We start from the raw sequence: 23873 nt of genomic DNA, 5'->3' as shown, positions 1-23873 counted from the left end.
CCCATGATCAAGGCGGTGATAATGCCGGGGCCAAACCAGCCGCTCGAGCTGCGCGAGTTCGGCGTGCCCGAGCTCGAGCCCGGCGCGGTGCTGCTGCAGACGCTTGGCAGCGAGGTGTGCGGCACCGACGTGCACCTGTGGCACGGCCAGCTCGCCGGCGTGCCCTACCCGATCATCCCCGGCCATGTGAGCGTCGGGCGCGTGGCGGCGATTGGCGGGGCCGCCGCCGATGTCGACGGCCGGCCGCTCGAGGTTGGCCAGGTGGTGACCTTTCTCGACGTCTACGGCTCGTGCGGGCGCTGCTGGTACTGCACCGTAGCGCACGCCACCACCCGCTGCCCGCAGCGCAAGGTCTACGGCATCACGCTCCCGGCCGAGGAAGGGCTGCTGGGCGGCTGGGGCGAGTACATCTACCTGCGCCCCGGCGTGCATATCGTGGCGCTGCCGCCCGAGCTGCCGTGGGAAACGTTTCTGGCGGCAGGGTGCGGCCTGCCAACCGCGCTGCACGCGGTGTCGCTGGCCGAGGTCGCGTTCGGCGACACGGTGCTGGTGCAGGGCAGCGGCCCGGTGGGGCTCAGCGCGGCGATCCTGGCGCAGCTGCGCGGCGCCGGGCGCGTGATCGTGATCGGCGGGCCGGCGGTGCGCCTCGACATGGCCCGCCGCCTCGGCGCCGATGCGGCGATCGACATTGGCGCCGCCGACGAGGCCGCGCGCCGCGAGCAGGTGCGCGCGCTGACCGGCGGGCGCGGCGCGGATGTGACGATCGAGGCCACCGGCGTGGCCGCGGCCGTGCCCGAGGGCATGCGCCTCACGCGCGACGCCGGGCGCTACGTGGTGGTGGGCCAGTACACCAACGCCGGCGTGGTGCCGTTCAACCCACACCTCGACTTGAACCAGAAGCACCTGGATGTGCGCGGCTGCTGGGGCAGCGACGTGGGCCATGTGTATCGCGCGGTGCAGGTGCTGGCACGCTACCACTCCCAGTTCCCCTGGGCGCAATTTGTCAGCGGGCGCTATGGGCTCGGCCAGGCGCAGGCCGCGCTCGAAGATGTTGCCGCCCAACGCGTGGTGAAAGCGCTGATCGTGCCCTAGCCAAGTTTTTACATCCTTGACCAAGCGTTTGCAACTATTTAACCATTTCCACGCCGCGATTGCGTATAGTTCCTCCATACCCCACCAGTACGCTGTGATGAACTGGCGTTCGAGCTGGAAGGAGGCCGCGCGTGGACAAACAGCCGGAATCGCCTGCCCGCTTTGTCGCGCTCGACATCCGCGAGCAGCGCGCGCTGGTCGGCGGCGTCGACGCGGCCGGTAACATCGCGCTCCAGCCGCAAGCCGTGGCGCTGGCCGATCTGCCTGGCTGGCTCGGCGCGAACCTGCGCCCGAGCGACGCGGTGCTGATCGGCGCGCCGGCCAGCCCCTGGCCATTCCACGACCAGATCGCCCCGCTGGTGGCGAGCGTGGCGATTGCGCACCCGCAGATCGGCAACCTCATTCCTACGTTTCAATCCGGCCACGACCCGCGCGACACGCTGAAGCTCGCGCGGATGCACGCCGCCGGCCTGGCGCCAACCGTGTGGGCGCCCGACGCCGATACCAGCGCGGTGCGCGCACTGGCGGCGCAGCGCCACCGCCTGATTGCGCAGCACGCCGCCGCCACCGCCGCGCTTGAGCAGCTGCTGCGGCGCTGCGGCGCAACGCCCCCCGGCCGCAGCCGCGTCGGCGCCGACCGGCCCGACTGGTGGGCGCGCCAGCCGCTGCCGCCCGCCGAGGCGCAGCGCGCCCGCGATAGCCTGGCGGCCCTGAACCGCGCCGCCACGCTGCTGCGCGAGCTGGAGCAGCGCCTGCTGGCTCTGAGCGAGGGCGAGCGCTGGCACGAGCCGGTCGGCCGGCTGCTGGCGATACCGGGGATCGACCGGCTCAGCGCGCTGGTGCTGCTGGGCGCGATCGGCGCGATCGAGCGCTTTCCCGGCGCCGCCCAGCTCGCCAGCTATGCTGGGCTCACAGGCGGCGACGCACAGCCTCCCGGCGATGGCGCGGACGGCCGCCGCGAGCTACGCACCACCATGATCGACATCGCCGCGCGCGCCGCCCGGCAGGATGCCACCTGGCATGCGCGCTACGCCCCGCTCGAACAACGCCTTGGCGCGGCGCGCGCCAATGTTGCGCTGGCGCGCAAGCTGCTGGCGCTGGTGTGGAAAACGCTCACATTCGGCGCAGAGGCCGGCCAGGCTGGCGACGCGCCACCACCCCGCCGCGTGCGCCCCGCCGCGTAAATTCAGTACCGGGTGGGGCAACCCCACCCGGCACTGCCGTATTCCAGCGCAACTCCCCTAGCCGCCCGGCTATGGCAGCTTGACCGACTCGTCGATCTTGTAGCTCTGAATGATCTCGTTCGTCTTGGGCAGCAGCTGATCGAACTGGTCGTCGGGCACCACCGTCGACAGGATCGAGAGCTTATCGCCGCGCTGCTCGATGAAGCTGTTGCCCAGCGCGGTGATCTTCAGGTTGCTGTCGGTATACGTCCACACCAGCAGCACGCTGCCGTCGGATTGCGGTTTGGGATCGTTGATCGCAAACTCGCTCTCCGCGCCGAACGTTTTCGTCAGGAAATCGCGCAGAAACGCGGTCAGCTCATCCTGCGATTGCTTTTTCGGCTGCTCGAAGATATCGACGACGATCGTGGCGCGGCCGCTTGGCTCGCCCCACAGCACGATCGCCTCGCCGGGCTTGCTGTTGTCGGTCGCCTCCCACTCCTTCGGCACGTCGATTGAGAACAGGCCATTTTTATAGCTATAGGTGCTCAGGTCGCCGATGCTAATCGCGTCGGTGGCGCTGCTGCCGTTGGCTTTCAGCGAGATTTTGTCGTTGACCTTGTAGCTCGCGAGAATCTGGTTCAACGACTCTTGCAGCCGGTCGAACTGCTCGTCGGGCACGACGAGCGTAAACAGCGAGACTTTATCGCCAACCTGCTTGATGAAGCTATTGCCGAGCAGCTTGGCCTTGACATTATTGCTGCCCTCGGCGGTGTAGCTCCATACGATCAGCATGCTCGGGCCGGATTCCTTGGCCTCCTCCTGTGTAAAATCAAGCTGCTTGCCGAATGTTTTTTCCAGGTAGCTCTTCAGCAGCGTAGCCAGCTCGGCGGGCTTCTGCTGCTGCGCGCTCTCGAAGATATCGACCTGCATAAACGCATTTTCGGCCGGGTCGGTCCAGACGGCGATCGCCTCGCCAGGCTTGCTGGTGTCCTTCAGCGTCCAGTTTTCGGGCACGTCGAGTGTAAACAGTTTCCCGGTATGCGAGTAGGTTTTGAGCTTGCCAACCTCGACATCGCTCAGCTTCAGCGTCGCGTCGCTGGTGGGCGCGGCGGTAGGCTCGGCAGTGGGCGCGGCGGTGGGCTTTGGCGTGGGGGTTGGGCGCGGCGTCGAAGTTGGCTTGGCGGTAGGCTCGGGCGCGGCCGTCGGGGCTTCGGCGGCGGGTGAGCCACCACACGCGGCCAGTGTGGCCGCAGTGGCAAGCATTGCAATCAACAGGCACAGGCGGCGGTGGGCAAGCATGCTTCCTCCTTAAACACTGCGGGATGGACAATCTACGCGCATCTTCCATAAAGCAACCGATCCTCGGCTACTGTGGGTACGTAGTGCGGAAAACCGGCCGCTGCGCAGGCCATGCGCTCTATTATGACACGAGTTACGCGGTGGGGGTTTGGGGGCGGCAAAGCCGCCCCCGAAAACTTCCTTTTTGGCTGGTGGCGGCCACCGCCGTGGCCGCCACCAGCCAAAAAGAGTGATTTTGGAGGGCTTGCGCCCTCCAAGCCTCCCACGCGCGAGGACACCGCGTAACTTGTGTATTGTGTATTATGAGGGCTACGCGGTGCGCGTTTCAGTCTTCGGCAGAATGGTGTATGGTTGTACCATTTCAATTTGACAAAACCAGCCGCCTGGCCTATAGTATCGGCATCCTTATCTCGGTTTTGCTCCTCGTTGGCGCACTGGGTCACACGTCAGATCGGTGCGGATGTGTCACTCTTGCGATGCCGCTACTGGCACTGCGCCGCCTCAGTGTAACATTCATTTCCGGAGCGGGGGCCATGCTGCTGCCACAAGCTCGAACTGCGCCTGGCCGGCGACCAGGCTGCCCCGGCTTCGCGCTACGCATCCCTACGTGCTGCCGCAGCGGGCGGCCAGGAGGCGCGCATTGAGCGACGATCTCACACTCGCGGCTACCACCCCACCGCGCGGCGCGCCGCGCGCGCGGCGGCTGCTGCCAAAGCGTAGCAGCGTAGCGTCGCTGCTGGTGCTGCTAGCGCTGGCGCTGGTGTGGGAGGGCGCCAAGGCGCTGTTTGGCATCTCCGACCAGAAGCTACCACACCTGCTGGCGATCTTCGGCGAGTTCGGCACGCGCACGCGCGGCGGCGCCGGCCCGGTGCTGGCGGTGGCGATGTTCGAAAATGCCGTCGTGACGTTCGGCGAGGCGCTGTTTGGCTTCGCGCTGGGCGGCCTGCTGGGGTGCACTTTGGCGGTGGTGTTCGCGTCGTCGCGGCTGCTCGAGCGCGGCTTGCTGCCGTTTGTCGTCGGCTCGCAGACGGTGCCGATCCTGGCGATCGCGCCAATGGTGGTGGTAGGGCTCGGCCGGCTTGGCGCGCCCGACCTGCTGTCGAAGGCGGTGGTTGCGGCGTACCTGACGTTCTTTCCGGTGACGATCGGCATGCTGCGCGGGCTGCGGTCGGTGCCGCCCGACGCGCTGTCGCTGATGCGCTCGTACGCCGCCTCGGCCGGCCAGACGTTCTGGAAGCTGCGGCTGCCTGCTGCCCTGCCCTACCTGTTCACCTCGCTCAAGGTCGCCGCCACCGCCAGCGTGATCGGCGCGATTGTGGCCGAGCTGCCGGCTGGCTCGAAAAACGGCATCGGCGTCACCATCCTCAACGCCACGCAGTATTACAACTCGCGCCCGCCGGTTTTGTATGCGGCAGTGCTGGTGGCCGGGGCGATCGGGCTGCTGTTCTACGGCATCGTCGCGCTGGCCGAGCGGCTGATTATTCGCGAGCGGAAAGCCGAGTAACGGCTTGAACCGTGCCTAGCTATGATATACCTGCAATGACAACAGCACCAATCATCGCAATCGACCACGTCAGCAAGCTCTACCAGAGCAACGGCGGCACGGTGAACGCGCTGCACGATGTGAGCCTCTCGATCGCGCCGGGCGAGTTCATCTCGCTGATCGGGCCGAGCGGCTGCGGCAAGAGCACGCTGATGCGCCTGATCGGCGACCTCGAGCAGCCCAGCAGCGGCGCCATCCAGGTGAAAAGCAAGCCGCCGCACCGCGCCCGGCTCGACCGCGACTACGGCATTGTGTTCCAGGCGCCGGTGCTGTACGACTGGCGCACAGTGCGCAAGAATGTCGAGCTGCCGCTCGAGGTGATGGGCCGCGGCGCCCCCGAGCGCCACGAGCGCGCCGACGCGATGCTGCGGCTGGTGGGGCTGCACGAGTTTGGCGACGCGTACCCCTGGCAGCTCTCGGGCGGCATGCAGCAGCGCGTATCGATCGCGCGCGCGCTGTCGTTCAGCCCATCGATCCTGCTGATGGACGAGCCGTTCGGCGCGCTGGACGAGATTACCCGCGAGCGCATGCAGGCCGAGCTGCTGCTGATCTGGGGCGGCGCCGACACCGACACCACGGTGATCTTCGTGACCCACAGCATCCCCGAGGCGGTGTTCCTCTCGGATCGGGTGGTGGTGATGTCGCCGCGCCCCGGCCGGATCGAAAACGTGGTGACGATCGACCTGCCGCGCCCGCGCGATATTGTCACCCGCGAGTCGCCACGGTTCTTCGAGCTGGTGACCGAGGTGCGCGAGAGCTTGCGCGAAAGCTAAATCGCCGAGATTTTGAGCTTTGAGCCGGCAGAACCTACCAAGCCAGGAGGCACGTACGCTATGGCGCTCAGTAAAGTGACATCCCTCACCCAAAGCTCAAAGCTCAGAACCCAGAGCTCGCTCCTGCCGCCTGCGCTGACGTTTGTGCTCGGGATTGCGCTCTGGGAGGCCGCCGTGCGCGGCCTGAACGTGCCGCTCTACCTGCTGCCGGCGCCGAGCGGCATCCTGGCGGTGTTCTTCCAGCAGCCGGGCTACCTGGTGCGGATCGGGCTGTACACCTTCGGCGAGGCGCTGGCCGGCTTTCTGATCGGCTGCACGCTCGGCACGCTGCTGGCGGCGGTGTGCGTGCGCTTCGGCGGCCTGGCCGAGGGGCTGGTGCCATTCTCGATCGCCTCCAACGCCGTGCCGATCGTCGCGCTCTCGCCGCTGCTGGGCGTGTGGCTCGGCGCCACCTCGGCGGCCTCGAAGATCGGCGTGGTGGCGGTGATGACGCTGTTCCCGACGCTGGTGAACGTGTACCGCGGCCTGAGCAGCCCCAGCGCCGACGCCTTCCAGCTCATGCGCTCGTATGCGGCGCGCCAGCGCGAGGTGTTTGTGAAGCTGCGCCTGCCGGCCGCGCTGCCCTACCTGTTCAACGCGCTGAAGATCTGCTCGACGCTCAGCATGATCGGCGCGGTGGTGGCCGAGTTCTTCGGCGGCACGCAGAACGCGTTGGGCGTGTATATCAAGAGCCAGGCCGGCATCCTGCGGCTGCGCGAGGCGTGGTCGGGCATCCTCATGGCATGCCTGTTGGGCATCGGCTTCTACCTGATCATCGTCGCGCTCGAGCGCTGGCTGATGCCGTGGCATGTGTCGTTCCGCAAAGATCGCGCGGCGTAGCGTGGCGCCGCGCACCTGTGTAGACCCGGCAAACGTGTGAAAGGAGCGCCGCGCCCACCCCGTATGCCAGCATGGCGAGCTGGGCGAATGTGAAGCACTGATCAAGGAGAAAGCATGCGCATCCACAAATTCCTTAGCGCCGCGATTGTGATGATCATCTTCGGCGCACTGCTGGCCGCCTGCGGCGGCGCCGCCACGCCTGCCGCACCGGCAGCGCCCACCGCCGCACCGGCAGCGCCCACCGCCGCCCCGGCCGAGCCGACCAAGGCGCCTGAGCCTACCGCCGCACCGGCCGAGCCGACCAAGGCGCCCGAGCCTACCGCCGCCCCGGCCGCCAGCGGCACGCCCGACAAAGTGACGCTGCAGCTCAAGTGGGTCGCCCAGGCGCAGTTCGCCGGCTACTACGCCGCGCTCGACCAGGGCTTCTACAAGGCCGAGAACCTCGACGTGACGATCAAGCCCGGCGGGCCCGATATTGCCCCCGAGCAGGTGGTGGCGAGCGGCCAGGCCGAGTTCGGCCTCGACTGGCTGGCCAGCCTGCTGTCGGTGCGCGAGCAGGGCACGCCACTGGTGAACATCGCGCAGGTGTTCAAGTTCGCCGGCATGCGCGAGCTCTCGTGGAAGAGCACCAACATCAACACCCCGGCCGACTGGAAGGGCAAGAAGGTCGCGGTGTGGTTCTTCGGCAACGAGTTCAACTTGCTGGCGACGCTGGCCAAGTACAACCTGGACAAAGACAAGGACATCACGCTGGTGCAGCAGCCGTTCGACATGAACCTGCTGCTGAACAAAGAGGTCGACGCCGCCGCAGCCATGACCTACAACGAGCTGTACCAGGTGCTCAGCGCCGGCCACAAGATCGACGAGCTGAACATCATCGACTACAACAAAGAGGGCACCGCGATGCCCGAGGACGGCATCTTCACCAGCCAGGAGTGGCTCGGCAAAGATCCCAAGAACAAGGACATCGCCGCGCGCTTCCTGCGGGCCTCGTTCAAGGGCTGGGAGTACTGCCGCGACAACGTCGACGCGTGCGTCGATATTGTGCTCAAGAACGACGCCTCGGGCGTGATGACCAAAGAGGCCCAGAAGTGGCAGATGGTCGAGGTCAACAAGCTGGTGTGGGGCGACCCAGTCGATAAGGCCGCGAAGATCGGCTACATGGAGCCGGATCTGTTCAAGCGCGGCGCCGAGACGGCGCTCAAGTTCGGCGTGATCAAGAAGCCCGCCGAAGACGCAGCCTACACGCACGAGATCTGGGATATGGCGACGAGCAAGTAGTAGCAGCGCCTGTGCGGTAGGCAGTAGGCAGTAAGCAGTAGGCATATATGCCTACTGCTTACTGCCTACTGCTTACTGCCGACTGGAGAAGCGTATGGACTTTGGCATCACCCTCAAGCCCGACATGACGCCTGGCCGCGCGGTGGCGCTGGCGCAGCAGGCCGAGGCGGCCGGCTTCGGCTATGGCTGGCTGTTCGACTCGCACGTGCTCTGGCTCGATCCCTACCCGCTGCTGACGATGATCGCGCTCGGCACCACGCGCATGCGCCTGGGCACCTGCGTGACCAACCCGGCCACGCGCGACCCGAGCGTCACCGCTAGCACGCTGGCTACGCTGAACGTGGTGTCGGGCGGGCGCATGGACCTGGGCATCGGGCGTGGCGATAGCGCGCGGCGCGTGCTTGGCAAAAAGCCCACCACCCTGGCGAACCTCGAGCAGGCCGTGCGGATCATCAAAGACCTGGCCGAAGGCCGCGCTACCGACTACGACGGCGAGCAGATCCGCCTCGACTGGGCCGGCGGCAGCCTGCCGGTGTGGATCGCCGGCTACGGCCCCAAGGCGCTGAACCTGACCGGCCGCGTGGCCGATGGCGTGATCCTGCAGTTCGCCGACCCGAACCTGATCAAGTGGTGCCTGCAGTTCGTGCACGAGGGCGCACGCCAGGCCGGCCGCGACCCTCAGAGCATCAAGGTGATGGCCGCCGCGCCGGTGTGGGTTTCGGACAACCTGGCCGAGGCGCGCGAGCACGTGCGCTGGTTCCCGGCGCTGGTGTCGAACCACGTGATGGATCTGATCAACCGCTACGACCCGGCCGACCTGCCGCCCGAGCTGACGACGTATGTGCGCGATCGCCAGGGCTACAACTACTTGCACCACGCCGAGGTCGGCAGCAGCAACGCCGAGTTCGTGTCGGATGAAGTCACCGACCGCTTCTGCATTGTCGGCACCGCCGACGACCACCGCCGCAAGCTGCGCGAGCTGGCCGACGCGGGCGTGGATCAGTTCAACATCTACCTGATGAGCGGCGACGAGGAAGCGACGCTTGCGGTGTACGGAAACGAGATCGTGCCGGAGTTTGCGCACGCTGCGCAGTAGGCAAGGAGCCCAGCCATGCGCTTTGCCGTGCATTCTTGTGCTCTCGAGCTGGTACAGGGCGACATCGTCGAGCAGGACGTCGACGCGATCGTGAATGCCGCAAATAGCTCGCTGCTGGGCGGCGGCGGCGTCGATGGCGCGATCCACCGCGCGGCCGGCCCCGAGCTGCTGGCCGAGTGCCGCACGCTGGGCGGCTGCCCCACCGGCGAGGCGCGCATCACCAGGGGCTACCGGCTGCGGGCGCGCTATGTCATCCACACGGTCGGCCCGGTATACCACGGGCGGCCGCAGGATGCCGCGCTGCTCGCGAGCGCGTATCGCAGCAGCCTGGTGCTGGCGGCCGCCCACGGCCTGCGCAGCGTCGCCTTCCCGTCGATCAGCACGGGCGCGTATGGCTACCCGCTGGCCGAGGCCGCGCCGGTCGCGCTCGGCGCTGTACAAGCCTTTCTGGCGCAGGGCGTCGTGCTTGGGCTGGTGCGCTTTGTGCTGTGGAACCATGCCGCGCTGGCGGCCTTCGAGCGCGCCGCGCACAGCCTGTTTTCGAGCGAGTAGTTCACCGGGTGATTTGATTGTAGATTGCAGATTGCAGGTTGCGCCTCGGCTAGGCCGCAATCTCCAATCTCCAGTGTATAATCCGCAATTCGAGGAGGAAACAATGAGCACAGTCATTAAAGGCGGTACGATCGTCACCGCCAGCGACACCTACCAGGCCGACGTGCTGATCGAGGGTGAGCAGATCGCCACCGTCGGCCACGGGCTTAGCGGCGACACCACGATCGACGCCAGCGGCAAGTATGTGATCCCCGGCGGCATCGACGTGCACACCCACCTCGACATGCCCTTTGGCGGCACGGTGTCGTCCGACGACTTCTTCACCGGCCACAGGGCCGCGGCCTTCGGCGGCACGACCATGCATATCGACTTCGCCATCCAGCCCAAGGGCGCCACGCTGCGCGAGACGCTCGACATCTGGCACGGCAAGGCCAACGGCAAGGCCGCCGTCGACTACGGCTTCCACGTGGCGATCACCGACCTGCCCGACAGCGTGATGGACGAGATCAAGCAGTGCCCCGACTACGGCGTCACCAGCCTGAAGCTGTTTATGGCCTACAAGGGCGCGCTCATGGTCGACGACGCGACGCTGTTCCGCGCGATGCAGCAGGCGGCCGAGCACGGCCTGCTGATCATGGTGCACGCCGAGAACGGCGATGCGATCGATATTCTGGTGAACGAGGCGATCGCCGCCGGCAACCTGGAGCCAAAATACCACGCGCTCACCCGCCCGCCCGAGCTTGAGGCCGAGGCCACCGAGCGCGCCATCCGCCTGGCCGAGGTGGCCGGCAGCCCGCTGTACGTGGTGCACGTCACCAACGCCGGCGCGATGGAGGCGATCCAGAGCGCGCGCGCGCGCGGCCGCAGCCGCCAGATTTTCGGCGAGACGTGCACGCAGTACTTCTTCTTCACCAAAGACGACCTGGCGCGACCCGGCTTCGAGGGCGCCAAGTGGGTCTGCTCGCCGCCCTACCGCGAGGTTCACGACCAGCAGGCCCTGTGGGGCGCGGTGGCCAGCAACGCGCTGCAGGTGATCAGCACCGACCACTGCCCGTTCTGGTTCGAGGGCGGCAAGGATGGCCGCACCCCCGGCAAAGAGCTGGGCATCGGCAACTTCGCCAAGATCCCCAACGGCTGCCCCGGCATCGAGGATCGCATGATGGTGCTGTACACTGCCGGCGTGCGCGGCGGCCGCTTCTCGCTCAACCGCTGGGTTGAGCTGTGCTGCACCAACCCGGCCAAGCTGTTCGGCTGCTACCCGCAGAAGGGCACGATCGCGCCGGGCGCCGACGCCGACGTGGTGGTGTGGGATCCCAACGCCAGCTACACGATCACCGCCGCCAAGCAGCACCAGCGCACCGACTACAACCTGTACGAGGGCATGGAGGTGACGGGCCTGCCCAGCGTGGTGCTCTCGCGCGGGCGCGTGCTGGTGCAGGACGGCGAGTGGAAGGGCGAGCAGGGCGCAGGCAAGTTCGTGCGGCGCAATCGCTTCAAGATCTAGGCTGGCGCCTGCTTATTTTGGTGCACCCCTGCCCCTCCCTCGCGGGGCGGGGAAACTTACTACGATGCTGGTGCGCCGGCTCCGCCGCCCCCCCACCACAATGTCGTCGCAAAACCTCATAGAGCGATCAGATAGAGGCTGTACAATCCACACCGATTCGTTGGCGTAGGCACGATCATCTTCTGTGCATGTGCGCCATCTGTGGATGCTCGCTCTATACATAAAAGAAAGAACACGACCAATGACGGCAACCGAGCTATCCCGCCAGGAGATCCTCGACATCTCGCGCGACACCACGCTGTATGAGTGGACGGCGCAGAAGGCCATGAAGCCGCTGGTGATCGACCGCGCCAAGGGCATCTACATGTGGGACGCCGACGGCAAGCGCTACATGGACTTCAACTCGCAGCTCATGTGCGTCAACATCGGCCACGGCGACGCGCGCGTGATCGACGCGGTGACCGCGCAGATGCAGAAGGTCGCCTATATCGCGCCAACCGTGGCCACCACCGCGCCGCGCGCCGAGCTGGGCCGGCTGCTCAACGAGATCACGCCCGGCAACCTGAGCAAAGCGTTTTTCACAAACGGCGGCGCCGAAGCCAACGAGAACGCGGTCAAGATCGCGCGCATGTACAGCGGCCGCCATAAGATCCTCGTGCGCTACCGCGCCTACCACGGCGCCACCGCCGGCGCGATCACGCTCACCGGCGACCCGCGGCGCTGGGCTGCCGAGCCGGGCATCCCCGGCGTAGTGCGCATCCCCGATTTCTACCCCTACCGCGCCGGCAAGGCGCTCGACGACGCCGAGTACACCGCGTCGGTGCTGAACGCCACCGAGGATATTATTCAGTTCGAGGGGCCGCACACGATCGCCGCCATGATCATCGAGACCGTGGTAGGCACCAACGGCATCCTGATCCCCTCGGCCGGCTACATCCACGGCCTGCGCGCGCTGTGCGATAAGTACGGCATCCTGCTGATCTGCGACGAGGTGATGAGCGGATTCGGCCGCACCGGCGAGTGGTTCGCGGTCGATCACTGGGGCGTCACGCCCGATATCATGACCCTGGCCAAGGGTCTGACATCGGCCTACGTGCCGCTGGGCGCGACCATGGTCACCGACACGATCGCCGAGTTTTTCGAGGATCACCCGCTCTACGCCGGGCTGACGTATAACGCGCACTCGGTGGGCTGCGCGGCCGGCGTCGCGTGCATCAATATCTACAAAGAAGACAAGCTGATCGAAAACGCCCGCGCCATGGGCGAAATTCTGAAGGTCGAGCTAGCCAGGCTGAAAGAAAAGCACCCCAGCGTTGGCGATACGCGCGCGATCGGCTTGTTCAGCCTGGTTGAGCTGGTGAAAAACCGCGACACGCGCGAGCCGCTGACGCCCTACAACCCCAAGCCCAGCGAGCTTGGCCCTATGCCGGCCTTCAACGCATTCCTGCGCGAGAATGGCCTGTTCACGTTCGTGCGCTGGAACACCTTCTTCGTCAACCCGCCGCTGTGCATCACCGAGCAGCAGCTGCGCGAAGGCCTGGCGATCATCGACCGCGGGCTCGACATTGTGGATCAGGCGGTCGCCTAGCTCTCGCGCGCGGCGCTGCCGTTCGCCTGCGGCAGCATGGTACTCTGCCATCGTCGTGTCTGCGGTTTTGCCGCGCGGAACGCCCAGCCTGCGGCAGTGCGCGCCAAGCAAGCCCTAAAGTACAGGAGTTACGCAGTGTTCTCCCACGTGGGAGGTTTGGAGGGCGCAAGCCCTCCAAAATCACTCTTTTTGGCAGGTCGCGGCCACCGCCGTAGCCGCGACCTGCCAAAAGGAAGTTTTCGCGGGCGGCTTTGCCGCCCCCGAACCCGCACCGCGTAGCTTGTGTAAATTATGAGCAGCACCGCTCTGCCGCAGCGGCCTGCGGGCGGGGCCGCAGCCAATTGCGCCAACAACACCTCACAGAGGAGGACAAATGAAAACATACCAAAACTATATTGGCGGCGAGTGGACCACCTCGAGCTCGAAAAAGCGCGTGCCAAACATCAACCCGGCCGACACCCGCGACGTGCTGGGCGAGACGCCGATGTCGACGCGCGACGAGGCCGCGGCCGCATGCGCCGTCGCCGCCGAGGCGTTCCGCCAGTGGCGGCGCGTGCCGGCGCCCCGCCGCGGCGCGATCGTTTCCCGCGCGGCCCAGCTGATGCAAGAGCGCCGCGACACGATCGCCCGCGCGCTGGCGCGCGAAGAGGGCAAGCTGCTCAGCGAGGCCCAGGGCGAGATGAACCGCTCGATCAATGTGGCCGAGTTCAGCGGCGCGCACGGCCGGCGCCTGAGCGGCCAGACCATTCCGCTTGAGCTGGCAAACAACTTTGGCTACACCATCCGCGTGCCGCGCGGCGTGGCCGCGCTGATCACACCCTGGAACTTCCCGGTTGCCATTCCGGTGTGGAAGATCGCCCCGGCGCTGGTGGCCGGCAACAGCGTGGTGTTCAAGCCCTCGCCGCTTACCCCCGAGACATCCGGGCTGGTGGTGCAGTGCTTCGCCGACGCAGGCCTGCCGGACGGGGTGCTGAACATGGTGCACGGCGATGCCGACGTCGGCACCACGTTTATCGACCACCCGGCCGTGAAGTGCGTGTCGTTCACCGGCTCGACGCCCACCGGCATGGCGATCTACGCCCAGGCTGCGCGGCGCGGCATCGCGGCGCAGTGCGAGATGGGCGGCAAAAACCCGGTGATCGTGCTGGAAGACGCCGACCTCGACCTGGCGGTGGCCGGCGTGGTGTCGGGCGCGTTCGGCAGCACCGGCCAGCGCTGCACCGCTACCAGCCGGGTGATCCTAGTACACCCCGTCGCCGACGCATTTCTCGAGCGGCTTACCGACGCGGCCGCCAAGCTGCGCCTGGGCAGCGGCCTCGACGCCGATGTCGACATAGGCCCGATCGTCAGCGAGTCGCAGCTCGAGCGCGTGCTGAGCTACATCGACATCGGCCGCGGCGAGGGCGCCGAGCTGCTGTGCGGCGGCCAGCGCGCCTCGGCCGGGGCGCTGGCGAACGGCTACTTCGTCGAGCCGACGGTGTTCGACCGGGTGCGGCCCGAGATGCGGATCGCCCAGGAAGAAATCTTCGGCCCGGTGCTGTCGGTCATCCGTGTCGAAAACTTCGACGAGGCCATGGCCGCCGCCAACGACTCGCCGTTTGGCCTCACGTCGAGCATCTACACCCGCGACGCCATCCGCATGTTCCGCTATATCGACGAGATCGAGACCGGCATGACCCACGTAAACTCGCCGACGCTCGGCGGTGAGGCACAGGTGCCGTTCGGCGGCACCAAGGCCACCGCCGTAGGCCCCACCGAGCAGGGCACCGAGGTATTCGACTTCTACACCGAAACCAAGGTGGTGTATGTCGACTACACCGGCGCCAAGCGCGAGGGCAAGCTGTACTAAATTTCTGTTAGGGCAAACGCGGTTGGCGCGCTCAGCTTTCGGCAGAGCGCTGCCCTCCTCCGTATCGTGTGCGGTTTTTTCGCGCGGAGCCCGAAAACACCGCACACAGAAGATGACCAAGTACCATGCTGCCGCAGGCTCAAACTCGCACCGTGAGGAAGCCGAATCACGCAAGTGCGTGACCCCTATTCTGTGCTACAATACGCCCGCAGAGGCGGCCCGCCGGGCCGCCTTTGTCGCCCGTATCGTTCGCCGGCGTCGCGGGGAGGTTCGCGATGATCAAAGGCAGCCAGGTCGCATCGGCCGGAACCGCCTTCGCATGCAAGCTATTCGCGCAGCTGGCCGAGCACAGCCACGGCAAAAATCTGTTCATCTCGCCCGCCAGCGTGGCGCTGGCGCTGGCCATGGTGTACAACGGCGCGCGCGGCGAGACGCGCCGCGCCATGGCCGGCGCGCTAGCGCTCGGCGACGCCGACGCCGACGACATCAACCAGGCGAATGCCGACCTGGCTCACCAGCTCGGCCAGATCGACCCGCACGTCGAGCTGGCGATTGCCAACGCGCTGTGGGTCAGCGACGCATTCCAGCTCAGCGGCGAGTTCGTGAGCGCCGCCGAGGGCGCCTACCAGGCCGCCATCCGCCCGCTCGACTTCGCACACGGCCCGGCCGCCGCAGTGGTGAATGGCTGGGTCGCCGAGCATACCCGCGGCAAGATCAGCAAGATCGTCGAGCAGCTCGACCGCGACACGCTGCTGCTGCTGGTGAATGCGATCTACTTCAAAGGCAGCTGGACCGAGCCATTCAGCCGGCAGCTGACGCACGAGGCGCCATTCAATTGCGGCGACGGCCGCCAGATCCAGCACCCGCTCATGGCGCAGCGCGGCCGCTTTCGCTACTACGAAGACCGCGCGTTTCAGGCTGTGAGCCTGCCGTACGGCGGCGGCCGCGTGTGCATGTACGTCTTTCTGCCGCGCCCGGAATCGAGCCTGGGCGCGTTTTCGCGCAGCCTGACGGCGAAAAGCTGGGATGCGTGGATGGGCCGCTTCGCCCAAGCCGAGGGCCGGCTGGCGCTGCCGCGCTTCCGCGCCGAGTACGCCGCCAAGCTCAACGACGCACTCAAAGCGCTGGGCATGGGCATCGCCTTCGAGCCGCGCGCCGACTTCGGCGCGATGGCCCGCGACGGCACGCGCCTCAAGATCGACGAGGTGCGCCACAAAACCTTTGTCGAGGTGAATGAGGAGGGCACCGAGGCCGCCGCCGCCACGTCCGTCGGCATGCTGCGCGCCTCGTTCATGCCCCAGAAGTCGTTCAGCATGGTGGTGGATCGCCCGTTTTTCTGCGCGATCCGCGACGAGCGAACCGGCGTGATACTGTTCATGGGCTCGATCGTCGACCCGGCCTCGTAGCTATGCCTGCGATCATCGCTAGCGCCCCTGCCAAGCTGATCCTCTGCGGCGAGCACGCCGTGGTGTACGGCCGCCCGGCGATCGCCCTGCCGCTGGCGAGCATCCGCGCCTATGCGCGCATCGCGCCCTCCCAGCTGCGCAGCGGCGTCGTCGTCGTCGCGCACGACTTACGCCAGCGCTGGGCGCTCGGCGACGACATAAGCAACCCGCTGAACGAGCTGATTGCCAGTACGCTCGCGCGGCTCGGCTGCGCGCCGCCCTTCCCCGATATACGCGTGGCGATTACCTCGGGCATTCCGATCGCCAGCGGCATGGGCAGCGGCGCCGCCGTGGCTACGGCGCTGGTGCGCGCCCTGGCCGAGCAGCAGCGCCGCCAGCTCGCGCCCGCCGAGGTTTCGGCGCTGGTGTACGCCAGCGAGCGGCGCTTCCACGGCACGCCGAGCGGCATCGACAACACCGTGGTGGCCTACGAGCAGCCGATCTGGTTCCAGCGGGCGCGGGCCGAACATCCAGCGGCACACGCCGGCACTCCGGACGCGCGGCCTTCGGCCGGCCCGAGCGCTACTCCGCTGATCGAGCCCATCGCCATCGCCGCCCCATTCACGCTGCTGATCGGCGACACCGGCGTGCGCAGCGCTACGCACGCGCCTGTGGGCGAGGTGCGCCGGCGCTGGCAGGCCGACCCGCCGCGCTACGAGGCGCTGTTCGACGAGGTTGGCGCGCTGGTTGCGGCCGCGCGCGGCTGCCTGGCCGGTGGCCAGATCGCGGCGCTGGGCGCGCTGCTCAGCCAGAACCACGCGCTGCTCCAGCAGATCGGCGTCTCGTCGCCCGAGCTCGACGCGCTGGTTGCGGCCGCGCTGAACGCCGGCGCGCTGGGCGCCAAGCTCTCGGGCGCGGGCTGGGGCGGCGTGATGCTCGCGCTCGCCGACACGCAGCACAAAGCTGCGGTTGCCCAGGCGCTGCGCGCGGCCGGCGCCTGCCGCGTGATCGAAACCACTGTCGAGGCGCACAGCGGCGCCGCTGCGGTATAATGCGCTGTATCAGCACGGCTTGCGCCGCCGCCTCCCGCGCGGGAGGCCGAAGGGCCGCAGGCCCTTGAAGACCGTCCTTTTACGGAACATCAGGCAAACCTATGGCAAAGATCATGGTCGCCATGAGCGGTGGCGTCGACAGCTCGCTTGTCGCCGCGCTGCTGCACGAGGCCGGGCACCACGTCACCGGCGTGACAATGCACCTGTGGGATGGCGACGACGAGCGCCTGGCCGAGAGCCTGTGCTGCTCGCTCGAAATGACCGAGAGCGCGCGGCGGGTCTGCGCGCAGCTTGGCATTCCCTACTATGTGTTCAACTATCAGAAAGAGTTCCGCCGGCACGTTATCGAATATTTTCTGCACGAATACGCCCAGGGCTACACGCCCAACCCCTGCCTGGCCTGCAATCGCGACATCAAGTTTCGCGCGCTGCTGACGCGCGCCGCCGCGCTGGGGTTCGACTACGTCGCCACCGGGCACTACGCCCGTATCAGGCGAGTCGACGAAAGACGAAATATGGAAGACAAAAGGCGTGTCGGCGCAGCTGATTCATCCTGCGTCCTTGCTCCTTCGTCTTTCCAGCTCCTGCGCGCCCGCGACCGCGACAAGGACCAATCGTACATGCTGCACATGCTCGGCCAGGCCGACCTGGCGCGGCTGATGTTCCCGATTGGCGAGTATAGCAAGCCGCAGGTGCGCGCCCTCGCAGCCGAGCGCGGCCTGGCCAGCGCCGACCGCCCCGAGAGCCAGGATATCTGCTTTGTGCCGGGCGGCGACTACCGCAACCTGCTGCGCGAAGAGCGCCCCGAGAGCCTGCGCCCCGGCCCGATCGTCGACCTCGCCGGGCGCGAGATCGGCCGCCATCAGGGCCTGCCGCTCTACACCATCGGCCAGCGCCGCGGCCTGGGCGTCGCCGCAGGCGAGCCGCTGTATGTCACCGCGCTCGACGCGTCGCGCAATGCCGTGGTGGTAGGCCCAGCCGCCGCGCTCGAGCGGCGCTCGCTCGAAGCCACGCAGGTCACGTTCGTCGGCGGCGAGTGGCCCGAGGCGCCATTCGAGTGCCTGGCGCAGATTCGCTCGCACGCCGACCCGGTGGCAGCGCAGGTTACGCCCGGCGCCGCCGGCCAGGTCACCGTTGAGTTCGCCCGGCCGCAGCGCGCCGTCACGCCAGGGCAGGCGGTGGTGCTGTACGACGGCGAGGTTGTGCTCGGCGGCGGGCGCATCTCGGCCGAGAAGCCCGCAGTGCAGAGCCAGCCCGCTGCGCCCAACGCCTGAGCCTATGTCGCCAGCATTGCTGCTTCTGTTTCTGCTCGCCAGCGCCAGCGCCGCACTCGCGCACGTCCTGTGGGGCCGGCGCCTGCTCCAGCTGCCAATCTTCTGGCTGGCGGCCTGCGCCGGTTGCCTGATCGCCTACGCCTTGGGTTTGCGGCTGCCGCTGGCGCTGCCGGCCCCCGCCGGCGTACCGGTGCTCGAGGCAGTGCTTGGGGCGTGGATCTTGCTGATTGTTGCCTCACGATTACGAGTATGATATAATCGCGCCGATTAGCCCTTCCCGAAGCGATCGAGCGCCGATTAAACTTGCCGCTGGGCCGCGCTATCGCCAAGCAGAGGAGCGTTGCATTGAAAAAGTGGATTGGCATTGGCCTGGCCGTGATAGCCATCATTACCATTGCCTTTATTGTCGCCGCGTACCTGTACCCCAACTTTCGCGAGGCCACGCGCGATATCGCCGTCGTCATCCTTGCGGTATTCCAGATGATCGGCGCGCTGCTCACGGCCGCGCTGCTGCTGGCGATTCTCTACGCCGTGTTTGTGATCAAGCGCCTAGCCACCAACACGATCGTTCCCAAGATCGACGTGCTTAGCGCCAAGCTCGACGGCGTGATCGACACAACTCAGGCAATCACCACGAATATCAAAGACACCACCGCATCGGTAGGCACCACCACCTCGTATGTCGCCGAGCAGGTCGTGTCGCCGGTGATCCGAGTGTCGGGGCTGCTGGCCGGCGTGCGCGCGGCCGCGACATTCCTGGCGCGCCGTGGCGAAAAGTAGCAAAATATCCCCTTTGGCCCCCCCACATCCGGTACCCGATCGCTATTGTCGCCAGCGTTGCTACGTGGTATCATACCTAGCGTCGGCATGCTCCTACCGCTCCAGGATGCGCTCGGGCGGCTGGACAAACAGGTAGTTTCATGAGTATCAAGCGGTTCCCATACGGAGGCCAGGCCGTCCTTGAGGGCGTGATGATGCGGGGCCTCCACCAGGCTACGGTTGCTGTGCGCAATGCCGCCGGCGAGATCGTGTTTCGGCACGAGCGGCTCGACGTACGGCGCCGCCATATATGGGAAACCCTGCCATTTCTACGCGGCGTGCTGATGCTGTGGGACGCGCTGGGCCTCGGCACGCGCGCGCTGAACTTTTCAGCCTCAGTGGCAATCGGCGATGAAGCGCAGGCCGAGGCGGCGGCGGGCGGCAAGCCGGCCGCAGCCAAGCCATTCTCCGAGGCGGCATCCACCGGCATGATGCTGATCTCGCTGCTGTTCGGCGTCGGGCTGTTCTTCGTGCTGCCGACGCTGATCGCCAGCGTGGCCGACCGCTTTGGCGCGTCGCCGACGCTGCGCGAGGCGATCAAGAGCGTGCTACAGCTAGCGATCTTCGTGGGCTACATCGTGGCGATCGGCACCCTGCCCGATGTCAAGCGGCTCTTCGGCTACCACGGCGCCGAGCACAAAACCATCAACGCCTACGAAGCCGGCGCGCCGCTTACCGTCGAGCATGTGCGCGAGTTTACGCTGATTCACCCGCGCTGCGGCACAAGCTTCTTGCTGGTGGTGCTGCTGATCAATTTCGTCGCGTCGTTTCTGCTCGTTCGCGATCTGCCGCTGATCTGGCGTGTGCTCGCGCACGTCCCGCTCATCCCGCTGATCGCGGCCGTGAGCTACGAGCTGCTGCGGCTCTCGGCGGCAAACTACCACCGGGCTTGGGTGCGAGTGCTGGTCGCGCCATCACTGGCGTTCCAGAAGCTCACCACCCGCGAGCCCGACGATACCATGATCGCTGTGGCGATTGCCGCGCTGTTGCCGGTGCTGGCGGCCGACGGCGTGGCGCTGGGCGAGCACGACGCTGCCCTTGCCGGCGGCCTGCCGGCGGGCACGCCCGAGCTGGCCGAGGCGCAGGGCGCCTTCGTATAACCTGCACCTGCGGCGAACGCGCCAACTCATACGATGCACACTAACCACTCACGCCTGTGAGCGGAGGACGACAATGGCGCTGGTCGGTAACATCCGGGATTTCGGCCTTTCAGATTTTCTGTACCTCGTCGATCGCGGCTACAAAACCGGGTGTCTTCACCTGAGTCGGCTCGACGAGGCAGCCTCGCTGTATTTCGAGAAGGGCAAGCTGATCACTGCCTCGCGCAAGGATCAAGCCGCATCGGTGACGGAGCTGCTGCTGCGCAAGGGCAAGCTCTCGCCTTCGCAGGCGCAGCAGGCGCTCGATACCCAGCGCAACGATGGCGGGGCCAGCCTTTCGCAGGTGCTCACCGAGCTGCACTACATCACCCGCGACGAACTGCAGAAGATCCTGCAACAGCACATCGAAGAGTCGGTGTATGGGCTGTTCGGCTGGCCTGACGGCGAGTTTAAGTTCGAGCAGAACCAGCACCCCGACCCGACGGCGCCGATCATGCCGGTGCCGCTGCCGGTCGAGCACCTGATCATGGAAGGGGTGCGGCGGATCGACGAGTGGGGGCGCATCAAAGATCGCATCCCCAGCACCGACATGATCGTTAAATTTGTCGAGCAGCCCGGCGATAAAGCCAAAGGCGTGCAGCTCGCCCCTGAAGAGTGGCGGGTGTTCGCGCGTATCAATGGCAAAGACACGCTGGCCGAGATCTCGCAGAAGACCAACCTGAGCGAGTTTGATGTCTGCCGTATTGTGTACGGCTTCCTGACTGCCGGCCTGGTCGATGTGATCAGGAAGCCCAAGCCGCTGCCGGTGCCTGCCGGCGGCCGGCCTATCGCCGAAGCGCCCAAGGTGAAGCGCGGGCTGGTTTCGCGGATTATCAATCGGATTCGTGGGATGTGATGCTCGCCGCGGCGTTCGCCCGAGCGCCAAGGTATGCGAATAGAGCGCCGTATGTCTTTCTGGCCGGCAACGGTCGTTTAAGGCACTACACCGCAGCGGAGGGCCGGTGTGCAGACGGTAAAAATGGTTATCAGCGGCGCGGTGAACGCGGGCAAAACCGAGTTCATCAAGGCCATCAGCGAGATCGAGGTCGTTTCGACCGAGCGGAAGGCGACCGACGACACCAAGCTGATCAAAAAAGAGACCACTGTGGCGATGGATTTCGGCCGGATCGCGATCGCCGATGATCTTGTGCTGCACCTGTTCGGCACGCCCGGGCAGAAGCGCTTCGATTTCATGTGGGAGATCCTGTCGGAGGGCATGCTCGGCCTGGTGATCCTGGTCGACAGCACCCGGCCCGAGACATTCCGCGAGACCAACCGGATCATCGAGTTCTTCGTCTCGTACCGCGATACGCCATATGTGGTAGCCGCAAACAAGCAAGACAAGCCGAATGCCTGGTCGCCCGACGAGCTGCGGCTGGCGCTGCGCCTGCCGCCGCAGGTGAAGGTGCTGCCGTGCATTGCCTCGGATCGCGAGAGCGTCAAGCAGGTGCTGCTCGAGCTGCTGTATGTGATCTTGCAGCAGAGCGAGGAATAGCACCCGGCGCGGCTTGGCTGCCGAGCGGCCTTCGGCTGCGGTGCCTGGCTTCGGCGGGCGCTGCTCTTCACCATAGGATGCGCCTTCAGCCGTAGCACGGCGCACACACCATCCCCCGATCCTCGCGCGAGGATCGGGGGATGTTTTATGCCACATGCTCTGCAGTGGGGTTCGGGGCGGCTGCGCCACCGCCGAATTTCTTTAGGACTTTATACCAAATCCGGCTGATCGCTTGGATTATGGTGGGGTTCGGGGGCGGCGAAGCCACCCCGAAATTTCTTTTCTTGTGCGGCGCCCGGCTTTGCCGGGCCGCACAAGAAAGCACAAGTAATCAAACGGAGCTGGTATTATACGCTGTTCGCTTGATCACGTATAGATCGTATTGCACTACGTGGCGAAGCCACGTAGTGCAATACAATACGAAATTTGGGGGCGGCGAAGTCGCCCTCAACCCCCACCAAAGTGTACGTCATCAAGCGGAGTTGGCATCAGGCGCCGGCGGGGCGGGCAGCCAGATCGCGCAGCGCCAGGTAGCCCACCAGCTTGCCCTGATCGACCACCGGCAGCCGGCGGAACTGGCGGCTCAGCATGAGCTGCGCGGCCTGCTCGAGCGTCCAGTCGGGGGCGGCAACGATCGGGTTGCGGGTCATGTGGAACTCGACCGTCTCCATGTGCGGGTCGAGGCCATCGGCCACAACGCGCACCACGATATCGCGGTCGGTGATGATGCCGACGAGCGCGTCCTGCTGCATCACCGGCAGCGAGCCGATGTCGAGCTGGCGCATGATCGCGGCGACGTCGGCGATCGACACTGCCGGCGAGAGCGCGGTAATTTCCTGCGTCATGATATCGCGCACGAGCATAGCACTGCTCCTTCGGTAGCGCGCGAGCCGCGCGGCTGCTACTTCGGCCGGCGCAAGGCTGCGGGATCAGCAGGATCAGCGCCGCCAGCGCATTCAGAATAATGACCAGCAGTAAGATACCATAGAACAGCGCGTATGCTGGCGCCAGCCAATCGAAGGCACAGGCGGCCTTCTACGGCGCCGCAGCAGTTTTAGCGAAATCGACAACCAAACAACAAAAATCGCCATGATCGAGCCGGGCGAGTTTGTTGCTATTGACAAAATCTACAACAGTCCGTATAATCCGCGCATACTGTTCCCTCGTTAAACCAAAGTAAATTCATACATCTACCGGATGCCTGGCATCCCCGGTAGTGCGAGACGCAGCACACCAGCGCGCCGCCTTGCTGCGCCCGCACGATCCGCCGTTTGAGCAATCGCAGGTGATTGTTTGAAAGCCATTGACCGCCGGCAGCAGCTTCTGGCCCTGATGCAGCGCGAGCCAACCCTGCGCGTGCCCGAGCTGGCAGAACAGCTTGGCGTATCGCAGGGCACCATTCGCAACGACCTCAACGCGCTGGCGGAAGAAAAGCAGGTGATCCGCGTCCATGGCGGCGGCGTGCCGACGAGCAGCCGCCTGCCGCGCGGTGCGGCGTTTGCCGGGCGCGTGAAAACCAACGAGGCCGCCAAGCACATGATTGGCGCGCGCGCGGCCGAGCTTGTCGGCGACGGCGACGCGCTGCTGCTCGACGCCAGCTCGACGGTGTACCACCTGGCGCGCTGCCTGCTCGACCGGCGCAACCTGCGGATCGTGACCAACGGCATTGAGGTGGCCTGCATGCTGGCGCAGAACCCGACCAACACCGTGAACCTGGTGGGCGGGATCGTGCGCGCGGGGATCGACTCGGTGATCGGGCCGTGGAGCGAGCGCTTTCTGCACGACATACGCATCAAAACCGCGTTCGTCTCGTGCAGCGGCTTTACGCCCGAAAACGGCATGACCGAGGTCGATGTGTACGAGGCCCAATTCCGCATCAAGGCGGTTGAGTCGGCCACGCAGGTGGTGGCGCTGATCGACGCCAGCAAGTTCGGCAAGCTCGACCTGACGCCTTCGCTGCGCATGGCGCAGATCTCGATGCTGCTGACCGACCGCTCGCTCGCGCCAGACTGGGCCGAGCGGCTGCGGCAGGCCGGGATCGCGTTTACGCTGTGCGGCTAGCCGCCGGCATACGAACTACCACCGGA

The 23873-nt window shown here is 66.3% G+C and carries 22 protein-coding genes; 20 read left to right on the top strand and 2 right to left on the bottom strand.

The genetic code is table 11. The annotated features are described in order from the left end of the window. Positions 1-3: 3 nt before the first annotated feature. Positions 4-1092, top strand: a complete 1089-nt coding sequence (locus U0177_RS22905; RefSeq protein ID WP_409572998.1) for a zinc-binding dehydrogenase — start codon at positions 4-6, stop codon at positions 1090-1092. Positions 1093-1223: 131 nt separating this feature from the next. After that, positions 1224-2276, top strand: a complete 1053-nt coding sequence (locus tag U0177_RS22900) for a transposase (protein WP_409572997.1) — start codon at positions 1224-1226, stop codon at positions 2274-2276. Between the two features lie 69 nt (positions 2277-2345). Here U0177_RS22900 and U0177_RS22895 read toward each other — a convergent pair whose 3' ends face one another. Further along, complete coding sequence (locus U0177_RS22895) at positions 2346-3557, bottom strand: hypothetical protein (protein ID WP_409572996.1); 1212 nt, start codon at positions 3555-3557, stop codon at positions 2346-2348. A 640-nt stretch (positions 3558-4197) separates the two neighbouring features. Here U0177_RS22895 and U0177_RS22890 point away from each other — a divergent pair. The 17 genes from U0177_RS22890 to U0177_RS22810 all read left to right on the top strand — a co-directional run bounded on the left by U0177_RS22890 (position 4198) and on the right by U0177_RS22810 (position 21786). After that, positions 4198-5061: an ABC transporter permease gene (locus U0177_RS22890; RefSeq protein WP_409572995.1), complete on the top strand. Its 864-nt coding sequence runs from the start codon at positions 4198-4200 to the stop codon at positions 5059-5061. 35 nt (positions 5062-5096) lie between these two features. Beyond that, positions 5097-5873, top strand: coding sequence for an ABC transporter ATP-binding protein (locus U0177_RS22885; RefSeq protein ID WP_409572994.1), 777 nt, complete (start codon positions 5097-5099; stop codon positions 5871-5873). Between the two features lie 60 nt (positions 5874-5933). Continuing rightward, a complete protein-coding gene (locus tag U0177_RS22880; RefSeq protein ID WP_409572993.1) occupies positions 5934-6752 on the top strand; it encodes an ABC transporter permease in 819 nt (272 codons plus the stop codon). A 114-nt stretch (positions 6753-6866) separates the two neighbouring features. After that, entirely contained in the window at positions 6867-8033 is a 1167-nt protein-coding gene (locus U0177_RS22875) for an ABC transporter substrate-binding protein (protein ID WP_409572992.1), read from the top strand. A gap of 94 nt (positions 8034-8127) precedes the next feature. Continuing rightward, positions 8128-9129, top strand: coding sequence for a TIGR03842 family LLM class F420-dependent oxidoreductase (locus U0177_RS22870; protein WP_409572991.1), 1002 nt, complete (start codon positions 8128-8130; stop codon positions 9127-9129). 15 nt (positions 9130-9144) lie between these two features. Then, positions 9145-9681 (top strand): O-acetyl-ADP-ribose deacetylase, encoded by a 537-nt coding sequence (locus U0177_RS22865; RefSeq protein ID WP_409572990.1) that lies wholly within the window; start codon positions 9145-9147, stop codon positions 9679-9681. 103 nt (positions 9682-9784) lie between these two features. Continuing rightward, the gene (hydA, locus tag U0177_RS22860; protein WP_409572989.1) at positions 9785-11185 is read left to right on the top strand and encodes a dihydropyrimidinase; all 1401 of its coding nucleotides are present in this window, start codon (positions 9785-9787) and stop codon (positions 11183-11185) included. Positions 11186-11426: 241 nt separating this feature from the next. After that, complete coding sequence (locus tag U0177_RS22855; RefSeq protein WP_409572988.1) at positions 11427-12773, top strand: aminotransferase class III-fold pyridoxal phosphate-dependent enzyme; 1347 nt, start codon at positions 11427-11429, stop codon at positions 12771-12773. Positions 12774-13146: 373 nt separating this feature from the next. Then, entirely contained in the window at positions 13147-14622 is a 1476-nt protein-coding gene (locus U0177_RS22850; protein WP_409572987.1) for an aldehyde dehydrogenase family protein, read from the top strand. Between the two features lie 275 nt (positions 14623-14897). Further along, a complete protein-coding gene (locus tag U0177_RS22845; protein WP_409572986.1) occupies positions 14898-16028 on the top strand; it encodes a serpin family protein in 1131 nt (376 codons plus the stop codon). A gap of 2 nt (positions 16029-16030) precedes the next feature. After that, positions 16031-17059 carry a mevalonate kinase gene (gene mvk / locus U0177_RS22840; protein ID WP_409572985.1) on the top strand — a complete coding sequence of 343 codons (1029 nt, stop codon included), beginning with the start codon at positions 16031-16033 and terminating at the stop codon, positions 17057-17059. A 101-nt stretch (positions 17060-17160) separates the two neighbouring features. Continuing rightward, positions 17161-18333 (top strand): tRNA 2-thiouridine(34) synthase MnmA, encoded by a 1173-nt coding sequence (mnmA, locus tag U0177_RS22835; RefSeq protein WP_409572984.1) that lies wholly within the window; start codon positions 17161-17163, stop codon positions 18331-18333. A gap of 4 nt (positions 18334-18337) precedes the next feature. Continuing rightward, positions 18338-18586: a hypothetical protein gene (locus tag U0177_RS22830; RefSeq protein ID WP_409572983.1), complete on the top strand. Its 249-nt coding sequence runs from the start codon at positions 18338-18340 to the stop codon at positions 18584-18586. A gap of 92 nt (positions 18587-18678) precedes the next feature. Further along, entirely contained in the window at positions 18679-19113 is a 435-nt protein-coding gene (locus U0177_RS22825; protein WP_409572982.1) for a hypothetical protein, read from the top strand. A 140-nt stretch (positions 19114-19253) separates the two neighbouring features. Further along, positions 19254-20252, top strand: coding sequence for a DUF1385 domain-containing protein (locus tag U0177_RS22820; protein WP_409572981.1), 999 nt, complete (start codon positions 19254-19256; stop codon positions 20250-20252). Between the two features lie 73 nt (positions 20253-20325). Continuing rightward, positions 20326-21147 (top strand): DUF4388 domain-containing protein, encoded by an 822-nt coding sequence (locus tag U0177_RS22815; protein ID WP_409572980.1) that lies wholly within the window; start codon positions 20326-20328, stop codon positions 21145-21147. A 108-nt stretch (positions 21148-21255) separates the two neighbouring features. Then, a complete protein-coding gene (locus tag U0177_RS22810) occupies positions 21256-21786 on the top strand; it encodes a GTP-binding protein (protein ID WP_409572979.1) in 531 nt (176 codons plus the stop codon). A gap of 488 nt (positions 21787-22274) precedes the next feature. Here the strand turns inward: U0177_RS22810 and U0177_RS22805 are convergent, their stop codons facing one another. Then, positions 22275-22649: a CBS domain-containing protein gene (locus U0177_RS22805; protein ID WP_409572978.1), complete on the bottom strand. Its 375-nt coding sequence runs from the start codon at positions 22647-22649 to the stop codon at positions 22275-22277. 430 nt (positions 22650-23079) lie between these two features. Between U0177_RS22805 and U0177_RS22800 the strand changes: the two genes are divergently transcribed. Further along, the gene (locus tag U0177_RS22800) at positions 23080-23847 is read left to right on the top strand and encodes a DeoR/GlpR family DNA-binding transcription regulator (RefSeq protein WP_409572977.1); all 768 of its coding nucleotides are present in this window, start codon (positions 23080-23082) and stop codon (positions 23845-23847) included. The last annotated feature ends 26 nt before the right edge of the window (positions 23848-23873 follow it).

This window comes from Kouleothrix sp., assembly GCF_046328425.1.
In the GTDB taxonomy this organism is placed as follows: domain Bacteria; phylum Chloroflexota; class Chloroflexia; order Chloroflexales; family Roseiflexaceae; genus Kouleothrix.
This window is presented reverse-complemented; position numbering and strand designations above follow the sequence as displayed.

What these genes read in the sequence shown, in the direction of transcription:
- U0177_RS22830 (WP_409572983.1), top strand. Translation starts at nt 18,338, where the DNA reads ATGTCGCCAGCATTGCTGCTTCTGTTTCTGCTCGCCAGCGCCAGCGCC.
- U0177_RS22850 (WP_409572987.1), top strand. Translation starts at nt 13,147, where the DNA reads ATGAAAACATACCAAAACTATATTGGCGGCGAGTGGACCACCTCGAGC.
- U0177_RS22815 (WP_409572980.1), top strand. Translation starts at nt 20,326, where the DNA reads ATGGCGCTGGTCGGTAACATCCGGGATTTCGGCCTTTCAGATTTTCTG.
- U0177_RS22820 (WP_409572981.1), top strand. Translation starts at nt 19,254, where the DNA reads ATGAGTATCAAGCGGTTCCCATACGGAGGCCAGGCCGTCCTTGAGGGC.
- U0177_RS22845 (WP_409572986.1), top strand. Translation starts at nt 14,898, where the DNA reads ATGATCAAAGGCAGCCAGGTCGCATCGGCCGGAACCGCCTTCGCATGC.
- hydA (WP_409572989.1), top strand. Translation starts at nt 9,785, where the DNA reads ATGAGCACAGTCATTAAAGGCGGTACGATCGTCACCGCCAGCGACACC.
- U0177_RS22880 (WP_409572993.1), top strand. Translation starts at nt 5,934, where the DNA reads ATGGCGCTCAGTAAAGTGACATCCCTCACCCAAAGCTCAAAGCTCAGA.
- mvk (WP_409572985.1), top strand. Translation starts at nt 16,031, where the DNA reads ATGCCTGCGATCATCGCTAGCGCCCCTGCCAAGCTGATCCTCTGCGGC.
- U0177_RS22870 (WP_409572991.1), top strand. Translation starts at nt 8,128, where the DNA reads ATGGACTTTGGCATCACCCTCAAGCCCGACATGACGCCTGGCCGCGCG.
- mnmA (WP_409572984.1), top strand. Translation starts at nt 17,161, where the DNA reads ATGGCAAAGATCATGGTCGCCATGAGCGGTGGCGTCGACAGCTCGCTT.
- U0177_RS22885 (WP_409572994.1), top strand. Translation starts at nt 5,097, where the DNA reads ATGACAACAGCACCAATCATCGCAATCGACCACGTCAGCAAGCTCTAC.
- U0177_RS22895 (WP_409572996.1), bottom strand. Translation starts at nt 3,557, where the DNA reads ATGCTTGCCCACCGCCGCCTGTGCCTGTTGATTGCAATGCTTGCCACT.
- U0177_RS22875 (WP_409572992.1), top strand. Translation starts at nt 6,867, where the DNA reads ATGCGCATCCACAAATTCCTTAGCGCCGCGATTGTGATGATCATCTTC.
- U0177_RS22905 (WP_409572998.1), top strand. Translation starts at nt 4, where the DNA reads ATGATCAAGGCGGTGATAATGCCGGGGCCAAACCAGCCGCTCGAGCTG.
- U0177_RS22805 (WP_409572978.1), bottom strand. Translation starts at nt 22,649, where the DNA reads ATGCTCGTGCGCGATATCATGACGCAGGAAATTACCGCGCTCTCGCCG.
- U0177_RS22855 (WP_409572988.1), top strand. Translation starts at nt 11,427, where the DNA reads ATGACGGCAACCGAGCTATCCCGCCAGGAGATCCTCGACATCTCGCGC.
- U0177_RS22865 (WP_409572990.1), top strand. Translation starts at nt 9,145, where the DNA reads ATGCGCTTTGCCGTGCATTCTTGTGCTCTCGAGCTGGTACAGGGCGAC.